The organism is Qipengyuania algicola, assembly GCF_042492175.1.
In the GTDB taxonomy this organism is placed as follows: domain Bacteria; phylum Pseudomonadota; class Alphaproteobacteria; order Sphingomonadales; family Sphingomonadaceae; genus CAJXSN01.
Map to the genome: position 1 here is coordinate 2383519 of NZ_CP170453.1, position 13936 is coordinate 2397454.

Here is a 13936-nt window from a genome sequence, read left to right on the forward strand (position 1 = left end):
GGGGGCGCCCGCCCGCAGCGTTGTAGGCGCGAGGGAAGCGAAGCTGAACGACCCAAGAGAGGACATTTCGCGCGCCGGATGGCGTGCGGACAGAAAAACGCGGACCAAAAAATTCCTTCCTCTCAATCCTCTCACCCCTCAGCCAGCGCCTTGACTTCCTCTCCGCCCAAACCGGCCTTGGCCAGATTGCGCGCTTTCAGCTTCTCGGCGTGGGCGATGGCGGCGCGGGTTTCTTCCGACAAACACTCCCATTCGGCGGACTGGCGGGCGCGAATTTGCTGGCGCAGGGCTTCCACCTTGCGCTCTATGCTGGCGCGGACCTCGGCGGGGGAGACATCGCCGCGTTCATCCTCCCATTCCTTGCGCCACTGCTTCTTCAGCCGCTCCATCTTCATCTTGCCGACGGCGTTCAGCGCTTTTGCCCGCCCTTCTGTAAACCGCTCCGGCGCGCGATTTCTCAGCATGAACATCAGCAGGCGATCATTATAGACCGTGCGTTTGCCGACCAGCTCGCCATACGAATAGACCGGCACCTCCACCCCGTTGAGCGCGCGGTCCATCGCGACGTCCTCCACCCGCTGCATCCCCAGATCGAATATTCGTTCTGGACCCTGCGGGCGGGGCGCATCCGCGCCCCTTGCTTCCTCGCATAAGCTCGGGCGGCCAGTCGGCCTTGCGGTCCGCTGGTCGCGGACCGGACTTGCGCGCAGACTGCACGGCATGGTCCGTGAGACTTGGTGCTGACTAGCTACTGTGCCGCGCAGCACGGCGCGCTAGCGCCGCAAGCCCGACCGGGCGTCCGCAGCGGAATCGTAGCAAAGCGTAGATGGCCGAAGGCCACCCGACCTTCAGGTCGCATGAGCGAGGATTCCGCGCGCCGGATGGCGTGCGGACAAAAAAGGTTTCCCCTTTATCCCGCCGGGTAGAGCCAAGGGTACATCATCTTGGAGCGGTCGAAGTGGCTCCATTCGCCCTCCGCCTGCGCCAGTCGCTCGGCCAGCAGCAGCAGGACCGACGGATTGACGCACAGGCCCATATGGCTGCCGACGATCTGGACGCTTTCGGTGTTCTCGCCCTCGGGGTCGAGGCAGTTCTCCCACGCGGTGATCCCGTCCAGCTTGGAATAAATCGCGGTGGAGGGGACCAGCGGGACGGCGGCGCTGTCGGCCAGTTCCTTGACCATTTCGGGGTGGTCGAAGCTCTTGCCCGAAGTGCGCTCGTACATCCGCCACAGATTGGTGGCATAGGGGCTGCCGGTGAAGGGCGAGCCGATGGTCACGATCTGTCGAATGGGTTGGTCTGTGGTGCCAGCGATCAGGCGGGCCATCACTCCGCCAAGGCTCCACCCGACCAGCGTGACAGAGCGCCCGGTATCGTCCGCGATCTTGGCAATCCGGTCATGCAGCCGCTGCCGTTCGGGGCCGATAGTGGAATGCCCCATATTGCGCCCCAGTTTCCACGCGCGCACGTCATAGCCGAGGTTCTTGAGATAGCGCCGCAGCAGCAGGGTGGAGGCATCGGACGTCGCATAGCCGGGCAGGACCAGCACCGGATGCCCGTCCCCGCGCGGAGAGGCGGCATAGGCCGCGGCGAACATGGGGTTAGCCATGAACTCCAGCCCGGCGCGGAAGATATCGGTGCCCATCAGCAGCGCGCTGGGCGGGGTAATCGGCGCGGCTTTGGCGAGCGTCTCCATCTGCTTGCTGGCAGCGGCGACCGTTTCTTCGACGATATTCATTTGCTTGGCCATCCAGCGCTACTCCCGCTCGCCAAAGGCGGCTTGCATCCGGCGGTATTCGCGCAGGTGGAGCGACATGACAACCAGATCATAGACCTCGCCATCGGGGTCCTTCACATGATCGCGCAGCAGCGCCTCGGCCCGGAAACCGGCGCTTTCGAACAGGGCAATGGCACCGCGCTGGTCGGGCGTCATGCGGGCGATGAATTTCTCCGCGCCGCTGGCCTCTCCGGCTTTGAGCGATTCAAGCAGCATTTTACGACCCAGCCCGTGGCCCCGCATCGCCGTGCTGATGACCATGCGCAGATCGGCGACATGGTGCGACCAGCCCAGCTTGTCGGTTACCAGCGCGGTGATGCCGTGGATCTGGCCACCCGAATGCGCGACCAGGCTGGTGATGCTGCCATCTTCCACCGCATCGATCCACGCGGAGACGACCTTCGGGTGGCGGATATCGCGGGAGAGGAACAGCATATCGTGCAAGGGCAGGGCGGCGGCGAAATCCATCGCCTTCTGCGCGTCATCGCGGCTGAGCTGCGACAGCTCCACCATATGTCCGCCGCATTCGAATGAGGAGCTGTGCTTTGTCATACTGATCGTTTTCCAAGCCATTTTTCGGTCGCCGGCCACAGCCGTTTGACCGCGTTGGGTCCGGCGATCACGCTGACATGGCCGCCTTTCAATTCGAGGTGTTCCTTGTCTGCCGATCCAATCTTGTCGATCAGCGGAGCGGAGGATTCAGAGGGCACGATGCTGTCATGCACGGCCGTGGCCATGAAGAACGGTATCTTGATCTTGGAGATATCCGCCGTCCGGCCAGCGACCTGCAGCGTGCCTTCGTACAGGCCGTTTTCCCACATCAGCCCGCGTGTCGTATCGGCGAAATACTCGCCCGCCAGTGGCAGGATGTCGTTCGCCCAGCGATCGAACAGGCGGTAAGATTCGACGAATTCATCGTTCCACATATTGTCCCACAGCCGCAGATTGCCCGCCGTCTTGTCGGCCGGCGAGAGCAGGTCGAACGCCCCGTAGATCAGCTCCGGCGGGCAATTGCCGTAGGTCTTCAGGATGCGGTCAACGTCGAAAAACCGCTTGTCCGACCAATTGTGAAAGCCGGTCATCTTGGTCATGTCGAGCGGGGTGGTGAACACCATCAGGCTCTTCGCCGGGCCGTCCAGATGCAGCGCGGCATAGATCAGCGACAGCACGCCGCCCATGCAATATCCGATGACCGAAACCTCGTCCTCGCCCGTCTCGCGGCAGATCCGCTCGATACAGCTGGGGATGAAGTCGAGCACATAGTCCGCCATGCCGAGGCCGCGTTCGTCATCGCGGGGCGGTTCCCAGTCGATCACGAACACGTCGAAGCCCGCCTTCAGCAGATATTCGACATAGCTTTGCCCTTTCCGCAGATCGAAGATGTAGCCGCGATTGGTGGTCGCCATCACCAGCACCACCGGCACGCGGTACACTTCCTCCACCAGCGGCGTGTAATGCAGCAATTGCAGCGTGCCCCGGTCGATCAGCGTCTCGCTTTCGGAGATGCCAACGACGGGCGCGGGCGAGCGGATATATTCCAGCCCCTTCACATTGCGCTGCATCATCCTCTCGAATGACTTGGTCGCCTCGGCCAGAGCCTCGGGGCCGAGCGGGAAAGCCGGTGTTTCCTGAGCGCTCATGCGGTTTCAGGCGGTTTGCGCGTGCGTTTGGGCTTTGGTTTTCTGGCGGTGTCTGCGGGTTTCAGATCGGTGCCGATCGCCGCCTCGATCCGCGCGAGCTGCCCCTCGATCGCACCTACCCGCTCGCCCAGCGTGATGATATCCTCGCGGCTCGGCAGGTTCGCCACTTCCAGCGCCTTGCCCATCGCCTTCTGGATTTGCGCCCGCATCTGCATCTGCATGGCGTTGGACTGATTGACTGCCTGGCTGAATTCCTTCGTGCCCGTGATGCTCTCGCTGATCGAGTTGGTCATCTTCTCCCACTCGGCCAGCATGGTGTTGAACTGGGCTGCGGGATCGATGATCGGGCCGGTTTCCGATTTGTCTGCCATAAGCGCGCGCCCTTTGCTGAGAGTTGTGATGCGAGAATAAGGGCCTAGTCTTTAGGGAGCTGTCCGCGGAACTGCCACTACTACCAGTGATGGGCGGATTGTTGGCGGTTTTTCAAGGGCAGAGGGGTGTTTTCGTTCTGGAAGTGTTGGAAAAATTATTGTGTGGCGGACGCGCCATTATGGACCGGCTCAAACAAGCAGCTGCGTTCCGCCCTTTATCGAGAATTTGCGATAGATGAACCAGCCAGTCCACATCACTGAATAGAGCCCCAAGGCGGCAAAGATGGCCGGGCGCGGATCGTCCAAAGTGCTGACGGAGCCTGCGTAGGCTGCGATCCCCATATAGGGCAATGTTCCCACTAGCCAGAATATGGCAAAGCGCAGCAAAGGCATCCGAGTCATCCCGGCCATACAGGCAGTTACTTCAGGCAGGATTGGAGCCGCGCGGGAAAGCATAATCATGCCGGGTCCATGGGACGTGAATGCGTCGCGCATTTCTGCGCGTTGGTTTTCATCTCGGATCACTTTGGCAAGCGCGGTCTCGCCCCAGCGTTTGCAAATAGAATAGCCGCCAAATGCCGCAATGGCCGAGCCTGTAATGGCTGCCGCGAAACCCATCTCAAAACCGAGGAAATAGCTCCCCAGTATGACAATGGTAAGTGTCGGCACTGCGACGAAAAGGTCGATGGCGAGAAGGCCTACAACCACGGCGATCACCGTAAGCGCAGAAAGAGTGCTCGCAATCTCCAGCCATTCTCGGACATTGTCCTCAGTCAGGATTCCAAGCACGCGGCCCAGAATGAAGGTGGAAGCGAAGATCGCAGCGATGGTCAACATGACTTTGAGCAGGGTTTTCATGAGTCACCTATTTGCATGATTGCGTTGGCAATTGAGGGAGAGAGGCGGTTGATGACGCGAAGCAATCTGGCTTTGCCAATATCATTGTCAGGCGTACCGCGTTCGATACCGCGAATGATCTGACGCGCGACTTCTTGCGGCGAGAGCTTGCCGCTTCCGCGTCCAGTGGTCATCGGCGTGTCCACCAGGGGCAGGAAGGCCTGCTGAACCCGTATATTGGTGTCGTTCAGTTGCGCTCGCAAACCACGAGACAGATTGTCGAGCCCGCCTTTGGTGGCGCAATAAACCGCTGATTCGGCTTTTGGCACGAGACCGAGGCCGGAATTGACGTTGAGGATGAAACTCTCAGGCGGCATGCGCAGGTGACCTATCAAACCGTGGATCAGCTGAGCTGGACTGGTGAGATTGATCGCAATTTCTGTCGCGATGCTGGAGGGATCAAATTCAGTGTCTGTGAATTTGGGCAAGAATTGCACAGCCGCGCAATTGATCAGCCCATCAACCCCATCCGGACAAGAGTGGGTGATCGCCTCGATAGCCCTATGCACGCTTTCCGCATCGGCCAAATCGGTCGCAATATGGGTAGATCGAGGCGATAATTGCACCGCATCTTCCGGGGGAGCTCGGCGCGAAAGGTTGATGATAGCGTTGGATGCGCCAAGCGCGCGCAACAGGTCGAGCCCCACTCCAGAGCTGCCCCCCGTTAGGACGATGGTTTTGTTTTCGAGTTTCATGGCGCTAGGGTATTGCCGAAGCGTCGCGCGCCGTAATTAACCGAGGTTCATTTGTCGCAATTTCAGCAGCTTGTTGTCAGTAATGGACGGGAAATTGCGCTTGGAGTTGGTGACCATGCTTTCATGCAGGGGGACCACGATTCGAATGTCTACTTCGTCAAATCTGGTCTGCTAAAAGCGTACTACATTCGCGCCGATGGCAAGGAGCACATTAAGTCCTTCCTCGCTGAGGGTTCAATTATCGGCAGCATGGTTGCCCTTGTTGATGGCGATCCGTGTACGTTTAGCCTGGTCGCTAGCGAACCCACTCTGGTGATAGCACTGCCGTACGAGGTTTTGGCGAACGCGGCTCAAACTGACATTTCGCTGGCGAATGCGCTGGTCGGTTTCCTGTCCGTCTATGGAAAGCGCAAGGAACAGCGCGAGTATCAATTGCTTAGCCTTTCAGCTGAAGACCGCTACGAGCTTATGATGCGAGACATGCCTGAAATCGCTGGGAGGATTAGCCAAGCCGATCTGGCGGCCTATATCGGCATCACCCCGCAGGCACTCAGCAGGATCAAACGGCGTTTGTCTCGATAAGCGATAGAGCTGCTGCCTTGGGTTCGACTATGAGCTTCAATCCCACTGGCCAGTTTTCAAACATGTGGGTGCAGAGCGGACCTGTCGCCACAAGTCGCGGTTCAGCGACAAAAATCCGGAAACGATGAACCGCAACTTCTGCGGGTTGGGCCCAATCAGACGCAAACCTGCTCCAATCCCCAGCCCGCCGCAAAACCCCTTTCCTTTCACTTGGCGTTCACGCGGGCGCTGGCTATAGGCTGGGGCCATGTCGACAAAACAGATCCGTAACGCCCTTGGTGCCAGTGTTCTGGCTCTTTCTCTCACCGCCTGTGCCTCGCTGGGCGGGGGCGGGGATGCCCGCGATACGGCCTATATCGCGCGCGATGTGGAAACGCTCTACGCCAATGCGAAGATGCGGCTGGATGCGGGCAATGCGCGCGTGGCCGCTCCGCTGTTTGACGAGGTGGAGCGCCAGCATCCCTACAGCCCGTGGGCCCGCCGCGCGCAGCTGATGAGCGCGTTCAGCTATTATGTCGGCCAGAACTACACCAAAGCGATCCAGAGCGCGCAGCGTTTCCTGACGATCCATCCGGGCAACAAGGATGCGCCCTACGCCTATTACCTGATCGCGCTGAGCTATTACGAGCAGATCAGTGATGTGCACCGTGACCAGAAGACGACCGAGCAGGCGCTGGCCGCGCTCAACGATGTGCAGCGTCGCTATCCCACCACGCAGTATGCTGCCGATGCGCGCCTGAAGATCGATCTGGTGAACGACCATCTGGGCGGCAAGGAAATGGAAATCGGCCGGTTCTACCAGAAGACCGGGAAGTGGCTGGCAGCCCAGATCCGGTTCCAGAACGTGCTTGAGAACTACCAGACCACCAGCCACGCGGCAGAGGCTCTGTATCGCCTGACCGAGACCAGCCTTGCGCTGGGTGTGCCTGTCGAGGCGAAGAAATACGCCGCTGTGCTGGGCGCGAACTATCCGGGCTCCGAATGGTATGACAAGGCGTATGACCTGATCAATCGCCACGCCGCCGGTGTGACGGTCAGCTAGTCGGAGCTAATTTCCCGCGCGACGGCGGGAACCCAATTCGCTTTGTGGCATTGGAGGGGTGCGGGACCGGGCCCCTCTGGCAGAAGCGCTGCGCGCGTCTGTGATGTCGGACCGCATCGGATTGCCGGTGCGATGGCTGAATACGGGGCGCGACTGGCTCGCCAATCCCGAACCCGCCGCATCACTTGAAACCGGGCAATCCGATCGATGAATTTCGATGAAGGAGCCTGCCGTGATTGTGGCGACCAGACAGTTTTACCCGGCCCATCCCCCGGCCAATTCCGCCCTTGCCGCCCTCGAACTGCGCGCGGGAGGCGAGCGATGATTAAGGCGATTGTCCCTGCGCTGCAGGATTTTCTCAAGAAAGAAAGCGCGGGCGGCATCGTCCTGATCTGCGCCGCCTTGCTGGCGCTCGTCGTGGCGAACAGCCCGCTTGCCGGAGCGTATACCGCCGCTCTGGATACGCAAGTGATTGCCGGGATCGGATCCGCCGTGATCGACAAGCCGTTGCTGCTGTGGATCAATGACGGGCTGATGGCGGTGTTTTTCTTCCTCGTCGGACTGGAAGTGAAGCGCGAGATTCTGGGCGGGCAACTGTCCAGCTGGAGCAAGGCCTCGCTGCCTTTGTCCGCCGCGATTGGCGGTATGGCGCTGCCTGCGCTGGTGTTCCTTATCATCAATAGCGGGGAGCCTGCCAATCAGGCGGGCTGGGCCATTCCAGCGGCGACCGATATCGCTTTTGCGCTGGGTATCCTCGCGCTGCTTGGCCCGCGTGTGCCGGTAGCGCTGAAAGCTCTGCTGCTGGCCATCGCGATTATCGACGATATCGGCGCGATCACCATCATCGCCCTGTTTTACTCCGGCACGATCGACATGACCATGCTGGGGGCAGGCGGCGTGGTTCTGGCCATCATGATGGTGTTCGGGCGGATGAAGGTCGCGTCCTCCATCCCCTATGTGCTGCTCGCCATCGTGATGTGGGTGTTCGTTCTGAAATCGGGCGTCCATGCGACGCTGGCCGGTGTTGCCGCCGCGGCGACCGTGCCGATGGTGGCGAACAACGGAGAACGCCCGCTGGAGCGGATGGAGCACGCGCTGCACCCGTGGGTGGCGTTCCTCGTCATCCCGATTTTCGGCTTCGCCAATGCCGGTGTGGGCCTGATCGGGCTGGACCCGGCGGACCTGCTGGAGCCGCTGCCGCTGGGCATTGCTCTGGGTCTGCTGATCGGCAAGCAGCTGGGCGTGTTCGGCTTTGGCTGGCTGGCGGTGAAGGCGGGCATTGCCAGCCTGCCGGAGAATGTCAGCTGGCGGCAGGTGCATGCTGTCTCGCTGTTTGCTGCGATCGGCTTCACCATGAGCCTGTTTATCGGCAACCTCGCCTTCGCCAGTGCGGAGCAGGTGGATGCCGTGAAGCTAGGCGTGCTGGCCGGTTCGACCATTGCAGCGGTGGCGGGATATTTCCTGCTGAAAGCCACTCTGCCGAAGGAAGGGCCGAAAGAAGGGGCCGCTGCGGCGGATGCCGATGACAGTCCGGAGAAGGGCGCGGTCGCCTATTAGACCGCTCTATTCTGGATAAAAGACCAGCGGGCGCGCACCATCCGGTGACGCGCCCGTTTTGGTGCGGTATAGACGCCCGCAATGCTCACGCGTCTCTCCATCCGCAACATCGTTTTGATCGAAGCGCTCGATCTCGATTTCGGGCGCGGGCTGGGCGTGCTGACGGGGGAGACGGGCGCGGGCAAGTCGATCCTCCTCGATGCGCTGGGGTTGGTGCTGGGCAACCGGGCGGACAGCGGTCTGGTGCGCAGCGGCGAGGCGAAGGCAAGCGCGACCGCGAGCTTCGAGTTTGCGCAGCTGCCGGAGGCCTTGGCCGAAGCGTTGGACGATGCGGATATCGAGATAGAGTCGGGCGAGGCGCTGGTTATCCGCCGTCAGGTGAAGGCGGATGGCGGGTCCAAGGCGTTCGTCAATGATCAGCCGGTCGGCGTGGCGCTGCTGCGCACATTGGCGGCCTCGCTGGTGGAACTGCACGGGCAGCATGATGATCGCGGTCTGGTCAATCCGCGCGGGCACCGGCTTTTGCTCGACCGTTATGCCGGGGCGGACACCGCCCGTGTGGCCAAGGCGTGGGCGGCATGGAGCCATGCGCGCGATGCGCTGGAAACGGCGCGCACCGCTATCGAAGACGCGAAGGCGGAGCAGGATCTGCTGATCGCGCATCTGGCCGAACTCACCACTCTGGAACCGCAGGCGGGCGAGGAAGCGCGGCTCGCGGAAACCCGCTCCACCATGCAGAAGGGCGAGAAGCTGGCGGGCGATCTGGAGGAACTGCGGCATATTTGGGAAGGTTCGGATTCGCCGCTCGCCGAATTGCGCAGCGCCGCGCGGCGGCTCGACCGGATCGGCGGGGAGCATCCGCTGCTGAAGGAAGCGCTGGAGGCATTGGACCGCGCGGTGATCGAGGCGGGCGAGGCGGAAGACAAGCTCGCCGCCGCCGCCGAGGCGCTGGTGCATGATCCGCAGGCTCTGGATGCTGCTGAAACGCGGCTGTTCGAATTGCGCGCACTGGCCCGCAAACATCGCTGCGAAGTGGACGAGCTGCCCGGCAAGATGCGCGCCTTCCGCGCTGCGCTCGATGCAATCGAGGGCGGGGAGGCGGAGCTCGATGCCCTGCAACTGGCCGAGAAAGAAGCCGCCGCCGCCTATCGCAGCGCTGCGGAAAAACTGCACGATGTGCGGGTGAAGGGCGCCAAGAAGCTGGATAAGGCCGTGGCCGCCGAACTTGCGCCGCTGAAACTGGATGCGGCGCGGTTCCAGACCGCAATCGAGGTGCTGCCGGAGGACAAATGGGGCCCCACCGGCATGGACGCGGTGGAGTACCTCATCGCCACCAATCCCGGCGCGCCGTTTGCTCCGCTCGGCAAGATTGCCAGCGGCGGCGAACTCTCGCGCTTCATCCTCGCGCTGAAAGTCGCGCTCGCGGAACAGGGCGGGGCGGCGACGGTGATCTTCGACGAGATCGACCGGGGTGTGGGCGGCGCGGTGGCCAGCGCCATCGGCGAACGTCTGGCGCGGCTGGCAAAGGACGGCCAGCTGCTGGCCGTCACCCACAGCCCTCAAGTGGCCGCGCGGGGCGGCACGCACTACATTATCGCCAAGTCTTCGGAAGACACGGTGACCAGGACCAGCGTCGCGCTGCTCGACGATGCGGGGCGCCAGGAAGAAATCGCGCGGATGTTGTCCGGGGCGGAAGTTACGCCTGAGGCAAGAGCGCAGGCGGATCGGCTGCTGGAGGGGGTTTAATTCTCCCCGCCGTCCAATTGGGCATCCAAGAATTCTAGGATTTGAGGCCACTGGTCCTCGCGCGCGGCACGGTCTGTCTCGGCAGTGCCGCCCATTCGTCCAAGCGAACTTGCATCGTTTTCATCAAGTTCACTGGCAGGGCCAAAGCCCCAATGTCCGGCGTCTGGGTACGCCAACAGTGTGGCATTTTGCGCTCGATCTTCCGCCGCTCGCGCCATGGTGCAGGATGGCCAGATCGTGTCCTGCCCGCCGCAGATGAGCAGGGTTGGCGCGGCAATCTCCTCCACCGGGATGGACGATCCGGGATGAAGCGCGCGCGCCTTCCAGCTTTCCTCATACATCTTGGTTAGCGCGCCAGCGCCTTCACTCATCCAGTCGCTCCACGGCAAATCGACATAGGCCACATAGGGCAATTCCTCGCTATTGGCGGTCCACGAGGAGCCGAACTGGCTCATGTCGAATGCATCGAAATCGAAGCCCTGCCAGACGACATCGCTGGGCATGGCTGCGATCACCGCACGCAGTTCCGGATGTCGGCTGGCGACCAGAAGAGCGGCCTCGCCGCCCTTGGAATGGCCGATGACGCCCAACCGCGCGCTATCGATATTTTCCCGGGTGGAAAGCCAATCCAGCGAACGGTCGAAGGTTTCCAGCGGCACCTTGTGAAAACTGCGGTTTGTTTCCGAAGTGGCGTAATAGCCGGGGTACAAAACGCTGTAGCCTTGTTCTGCCAATTGACGGGCAAGAACGTTGCGCGATTCTTTCAAGCCGCCTTCCGATCCGCCGAGCAGCAAAATGCCGGGGCGCGGACCGCCTCCTGCACCGGGATAGAAATTGGCCGGGACATCGCCCATCACGATCCGCTCGCCCAGCGCGCCTGGTTCGGCGACCACGATGGGACGCGGTTCGCGGTTGAATACATACCATGCAACAACGCCAGCGAGCGCCAAGATGATACCAAGGCATCCGATACCGATTTTGCTGCGCGTTCTCATGGTCCTTCCCCTATTCCGACGTTTCGGGATGTGTAATGGATTGATCCCGAGAGCAAGAAGGGCACGGCGATTCTTCGATGAACAGCGATGGGCAAACTACAGAAGCCGACGCCGCCAATGAGCTGATGCGGCTGGCGCGGCAGATCGCAAAGCATGACCGGTTGTATCATGCGCAGGATACGCCCGAGATAACCGATCAGGAATATGACGCGCTGGTGCGCCGCAATGCGGAACTGGAGGCGGCGTTTCCGCATTTAGTGCGCGATGACAGCCCTTCGAAAAAGGTGGGCCATGCCGTCGCTGCCTCGCCTTTGAGCAAGGTGACGCATGAGGTTCGCATGATGAGCCTCGACAATGCCTTTGCCGACGAGGAGGTGGCGGAGTTTGTGGCCCGTGTGCGGCGGTTTCTGTCGCTCGCCGACGACGCGCCGCTGGCCTTCACGGCGGAGGACAAGATCGACGGGCTGTCCTGTTCACTGCGTTACGAAAACGGCGATCTGGTCCGCGCTGCGACACGCGGGGACGGGCAGGTGGGCGAGGATGTGACGCCCAATGTGGCGCATATTGCCGATATTCCGCAGCAGCTTACAGGCGATGCGCCCGACATCTTCGAGATTCGCGGCGAGGTCTATATGTCCACTGCCGACTTCCTTGCCTTGAATGCGCGACAGGAGGAAGCGGGGGAGAAGCTGTTTGCCAATCCTCGCAATGCCGCTGCCGGATCGCTGCGGCAGAAGGATGCGAGCGTGACCGCCAAGCGTCCGCTCAAATTCTGGGCGCATGGTTGGGGTGCGGCTTCCGCTGTGCCGGGCGAGACGCAAGTCGACGTGGTGCGCGCGCTGGAGGCGTGGGGCGTGCCGGTATCGCCGCTGTTCACGCGGTGCGAAACGCTGGATGAGATGCTCGCCCATTATGAGAGCATCAACGCGCAGCGCCCTGATTTGCCGTATGAAATCGACGGCGTGGTCTACAAGGTGGACCGGCTCGATTACCAGCAGCGGCTGGGCTTTGTCGCCAAGGCCCCCCGCTGGGCCATCGCGCGCAAATTCCCCGCCGAGCAGGCCGAGACGACGCTGGAAGCGATCGACATTCAGGTCGGGCGCACCGGCAAGCTGACGCCGGTGGGCAGGCTTGCTCCGGTGCTGGTGGGCGGGGTGACGGTCACCAATGTCACACTGCACAATCGCGATGAAATTCAGCGGCTTGGCGTGCGTCCCGGAGACCGTGTCCAGGTTCAGCGCGCGGGCGATGTGATCCCGCAAGTGGTCGCCAATCTGACGCCTGAGGTGGAGCGCGAGCCTTTCACCTTCCCCGATACCTGCCCCGAATGCGGCAGCGAAGCGGTGGCCGCTGAAGGCGAGGTTGATGTGCGTTGCACTGGCGGACTGATCTGTCCTGCGCAGCGCACAGAACGCCTCAAGCATTTCGTCAGCCGCGGCGCGCTCGATATTGACGGGCTGGGCGAGAAAACCATCGACCAGTTTTTTGCGCTGGGCTGGCTGGAAAGCCCCGCCGATATCTTCCGCCTGCGCAAACGGCGCGAGGAGATTCTGGCGCTGGAAGGCCGGAAGGAAAAGTCTGTCGATAATTTGTTGGCATCGGTGGAAAACCGGCGCGAACCCGACGCGGCGCGGCTGCTGTTCGGGCTTGGCATACGGCACGTAGGCGCGGTCACGGCGCGCGATCTGATGAAGCATTTTCATGAGCTTGAGGCGCTTCGGTCATTGGCCGAGAAGGCGCGGGCAGGCGATGACGATGCGACATCCGAACTCACCGATATCGACGGTATTGGCACCGCCGTGGTCGAGGCGCTGGGTGATTTTTTCCACGAAGACCACAACCGCGAAGTGTGGGACGATCTGCTGAGCGAAGTCTCGCCGCCGCGTTATGAAGTCGAGACGCTGGACTCACCCGTTGCTGGCAAAACCGTGGTCTTCACAGGCAAGCTGGAAACCATGAGCCGCGACGAGGCCAAAGCGCAGGCCGAGCGTTTGGGCGCAAAGGCCAGCGGATCGGTCAGCGCGAAGACCGATATTCTGGTCGCCGGGCCGGGCGCGGGCAGCAAGCTGAAAAAGGCCGCCGAGCTGGGCATCGAGGTGCTGGACGAGGCGGGCTGGGCCGCGATTGTGGCGCAGGCGGGCTGATGCTGGCAGAGCTTCACCCGCAGGCCTTGCGCATTGCCGGGTTATTGCGCGAACGTGGCGAGACAATCGCCGTGGCTGACGGAGCGACAGGCGGGATGCTGGCCGCCTCGCTGCTGACTGTTCCGGGCGCGCTCGATTTCTTTGTCGGGGGCGGGGTGGTCTATTCGCTGCGAGCCCGCGACGTGCTGTTCGCACAGCCGCGCGAGGCCTATCGCGGCATGCGCGGCGCAAGCGAGGAGTATGCGCTGCTGCAGGCCCGCTCCATCCGCGACAATTTTCACAGCCAGTGGGGGCTGGCCGAAAGCGGCTCGGTCGGCGGCTCCACCCACCCCAGCGGCGCACCCGCCGGGCAAAGCTGCGCGGCGCTGGTGGGGCCAGAAGGCGAGTGGACGAAATTGACCCAAACCGGCAGCGATGACCGGATCGCGAATATGGAGGCCTTTACGAGAGCCGCTCTCGATCACCTCGAAAGCGTGCTCTCGGCCTAGGG

General features: G+C 62.0%; 14 protein-coding genes. 6 read left to right on the forward strand and 8 right to left on the reverse strand.

What is annotated here, in order from left to right; all coding sequences use genetic code 11:
• Positions 1 to 131: 131 nt before the first annotated feature.
• The 7 genes from ACFCW2_RS11345 to ACFCW2_RS11375 form a co-directional block, all read right to left on the reverse strand.
• A complete protein-coding gene (locus ACFCW2_RS11345; protein ID WP_379546485.1) occupies positions 132 to 584 on the reverse strand; it encodes a hypothetical protein in 453 nt (150 codons plus the stop codon).
• 326 nt (positions 585 to 910) lie between these two features.
• The gene (locus ACFCW2_RS11350; protein ID WP_379546486.1) at positions 911 to 1738 is read right to left on the reverse strand and encodes an esterase/lipase family protein; all 828 of its coding nucleotides are present in this window, start codon (positions 1736 to 1738) and stop codon (positions 911 to 913) included.
• An 18-nt stretch (positions 1739 to 1756) separates the two neighbouring features.
• Positions 1757 to 2329, reverse strand: coding sequence for a GNAT family N-acetyltransferase (locus tag ACFCW2_RS11355; protein WP_379546487.1), 573 nt, complete (start codon positions 2327 to 2329; stop codon positions 1757 to 1759).
• Positions 2326 to 3417, reverse strand: a complete 1092-nt coding sequence (locus ACFCW2_RS11360) for an alpha/beta fold hydrolase (protein ID WP_379546489.1) — start codon at positions 3415 to 3417, stop codon at positions 2326 to 2328. The genes ACFCW2_RS11355 and ACFCW2_RS11360 overlap by 4 nt, the downstream gene beginning before the upstream one ends.
• Complete coding sequence (locus tag ACFCW2_RS11365; protein WP_379546491.1) at positions 3414 to 3788, reverse strand: poly(R)-hydroxyalkanoic acid synthase subunit PhaE; 375 nt, start codon at positions 3786 to 3788, stop codon at positions 3414 to 3416. The genes ACFCW2_RS11360 and ACFCW2_RS11365 overlap by 4 nt, the downstream gene beginning before the upstream one ends.
• 189 nt (positions 3789 to 3977) lie before the next feature.
• Positions 3978 to 4646, reverse strand: a complete 669-nt coding sequence (locus ACFCW2_RS11370) for a TVP38/TMEM64 family protein (RefSeq protein WP_379546492.1) — start codon at positions 4644 to 4646, stop codon at positions 3978 to 3980.
• Complete coding sequence (locus tag ACFCW2_RS11375; protein ID WP_379546493.1) at positions 4643 to 5380, reverse strand: SDR family NAD(P)-dependent oxidoreductase; 738 nt, start codon at positions 5378 to 5380, stop codon at positions 4643 to 4645. Before ACFCW2_RS11375 ends, ACFCW2_RS11370 begins: the two co-directional genes overlap by 4 nt.
• Before the next feature lie 51 nt (positions 5381 to 5431).
• Between ACFCW2_RS11375 and ACFCW2_RS11380 the strand changes: the two genes are divergently transcribed.
• The 4 genes from ACFCW2_RS11380 (at position 5432) to recN (ending at position 10307) form a co-directional block, all read left to right on the forward strand.
• Positions 5432 to 5962, forward strand: a complete 531-nt coding sequence (locus ACFCW2_RS11380) for a Crp/Fnr family transcriptional regulator (protein WP_379546494.1) — start codon at positions 5432 to 5434, stop codon at positions 5960 to 5962.
• A 247-nt stretch (positions 5963 to 6209) separates the two neighbouring features.
• The gene (locus ACFCW2_RS11385) at positions 6210 to 7004 is read left to right on the forward strand and encodes an outer membrane protein assembly factor BamD (RefSeq protein WP_379546496.1); all 795 of its coding nucleotides are present in this window, start codon (positions 6210 to 6212) and stop codon (positions 7002 to 7004) included.
• A gap of 321 nt (positions 7005 to 7325) precedes the next feature.
• The gene (nhaA, locus tag ACFCW2_RS11390) at positions 7326 to 8561 is read left to right on the forward strand and encodes a Na+/H+ antiporter NhaA (protein WP_379546498.1); all 1236 of its coding nucleotides are present in this window, start codon (positions 7326 to 7328) and stop codon (positions 8559 to 8561) included.
• A gap of 81 nt (positions 8562 to 8642) precedes the next feature.
• Entirely contained in the window at positions 8643 to 10307 is a 1665-nt protein-coding gene (gene recN, locus ACFCW2_RS11395) for a DNA repair protein RecN (protein ID WP_379546500.1), read from the forward strand.
• On the opposite strand, the gene ACFCW2_RS11400 is transcribed toward recN, so the two are convergent.
• Positions 10304 to 11302: an acyl-CoA thioester hydrolase/BAAT C-terminal domain-containing protein gene (locus ACFCW2_RS11400; protein ID WP_379546502.1), complete on the reverse strand. Its 999-nt coding sequence runs from the start codon at positions 11300 to 11302 to the stop codon at positions 10304 to 10306. The two genes, recN and ACFCW2_RS11400, sit on opposite strands and share 4 nt — an antisense overlap.
• A 77-nt stretch (positions 11303 to 11379) precedes the next feature.
• On the opposite strand from ACFCW2_RS11400, the gene ligA reads away from it, so the two are divergent.
• Both ligA and ACFCW2_RS11410 read left to right on the forward strand, forming a co-directional pair.
• Positions 11380 to 13446 carry an NAD-dependent DNA ligase LigA gene (gene ligA, locus ACFCW2_RS11405; protein WP_379546503.1) on the forward strand — a complete coding sequence of 689 codons (2067 nt, stop codon included), beginning with the start codon at positions 11380 to 11382 and terminating at the stop codon, positions 13444 to 13446.
• Positions 13446 to 13934 (forward strand): CinA family protein, encoded by a 489-nt coding sequence (locus ACFCW2_RS11410; protein WP_379546505.1) that lies wholly within the window; start codon positions 13446 to 13448, stop codon positions 13932 to 13934. The genes ligA and ACFCW2_RS11410 overlap by 1 nt, the downstream gene beginning before the upstream one ends.
• The last annotated feature ends 2 nt before the right edge of the window (positions 13935 to 13936 follow it).

What these genes read in the sequence shown, in the direction of transcription:
- nhaA (WP_379546498.1), top strand. Translation starts at nt 7,326, where the DNA reads ATGATTAAGGCGATTGTCCCTGCGCTGCAGGATTTTCTCAAGAAAGAA.
- ACFCW2_RS11350 (WP_379546486.1), bottom strand. Translation starts at nt 1,738, where the DNA reads ATGAATATCGTCGAAGAAACGGTCGCCGCTGCCAGCAAGCAGATGGAG.
- recN (WP_379546500.1), top strand. Translation starts at nt 8,643, where the DNA reads ATGCTCACGCGTCTCTCCATCCGCAACATCGTTTTGATCGAAGCGCTC.
- ACFCW2_RS11365 (WP_379546491.1), bottom strand. Translation starts at nt 3,788, where the DNA reads ATGGCAGACAAATCGGAAACCGGCCCGATCATCGATCCCGCAGCCCAG.
- ACFCW2_RS11370 (WP_379546492.1), bottom strand. Translation starts at nt 4,646, where the DNA reads ATGAAAACCCTGCTCAAAGTCATGTTGACCATCGCTGCGATCTTCGCT.
- ACFCW2_RS11375 (WP_379546493.1), bottom strand. Translation starts at nt 5,380, where the DNA reads ATGAAACTCGAAAACAAAACCATCGTCCTAACGGGGGGCAGCTCTGGA.
- ACFCW2_RS11360 (WP_379546489.1), bottom strand. Translation starts at nt 3,417, where the DNA reads ATGAGCGCTCAGGAAACACCGGCTTTCCCGCTCGGCCCCGAGGCTCTG.
- ACFCW2_RS11410 (WP_379546505.1), top strand. Translation starts at nt 13,446, where the DNA reads ATGCTGGCAGAGCTTCACCCGCAGGCCTTGCGCATTGCCGGGTTATTG.
- ACFCW2_RS11355 (WP_379546487.1), bottom strand. Translation starts at nt 2,329, where the DNA reads ATGACAAAGCACAGCTCCTCATTCGAATGCGGCGGACATATGGTGGAG.
- ACFCW2_RS11385 (WP_379546496.1), top strand. Translation starts at nt 6,210, where the DNA reads ATGTCGACAAAACAGATCCGTAACGCCCTTGGTGCCAGTGTTCTGGCT.
- ACFCW2_RS11400 (WP_379546502.1), bottom strand. Translation starts at nt 11,302, where the DNA reads ATGAGAACGCGCAGCAAAATCGGTATCGGATGCCTTGGTATCATCTTG.
- ACFCW2_RS11345 (WP_379546485.1), bottom strand. Translation starts at nt 584, where the DNA reads ATGCAGCGGGTGGAGGACGTCGCGATGGACCGCGCGCTCAACGGGGTG.
- ligA (WP_379546503.1), top strand. Translation starts at nt 11,380, where the DNA reads ATGAACAGCGATGGGCAAACTACAGAAGCCGACGCCGCCAATGAGCTG.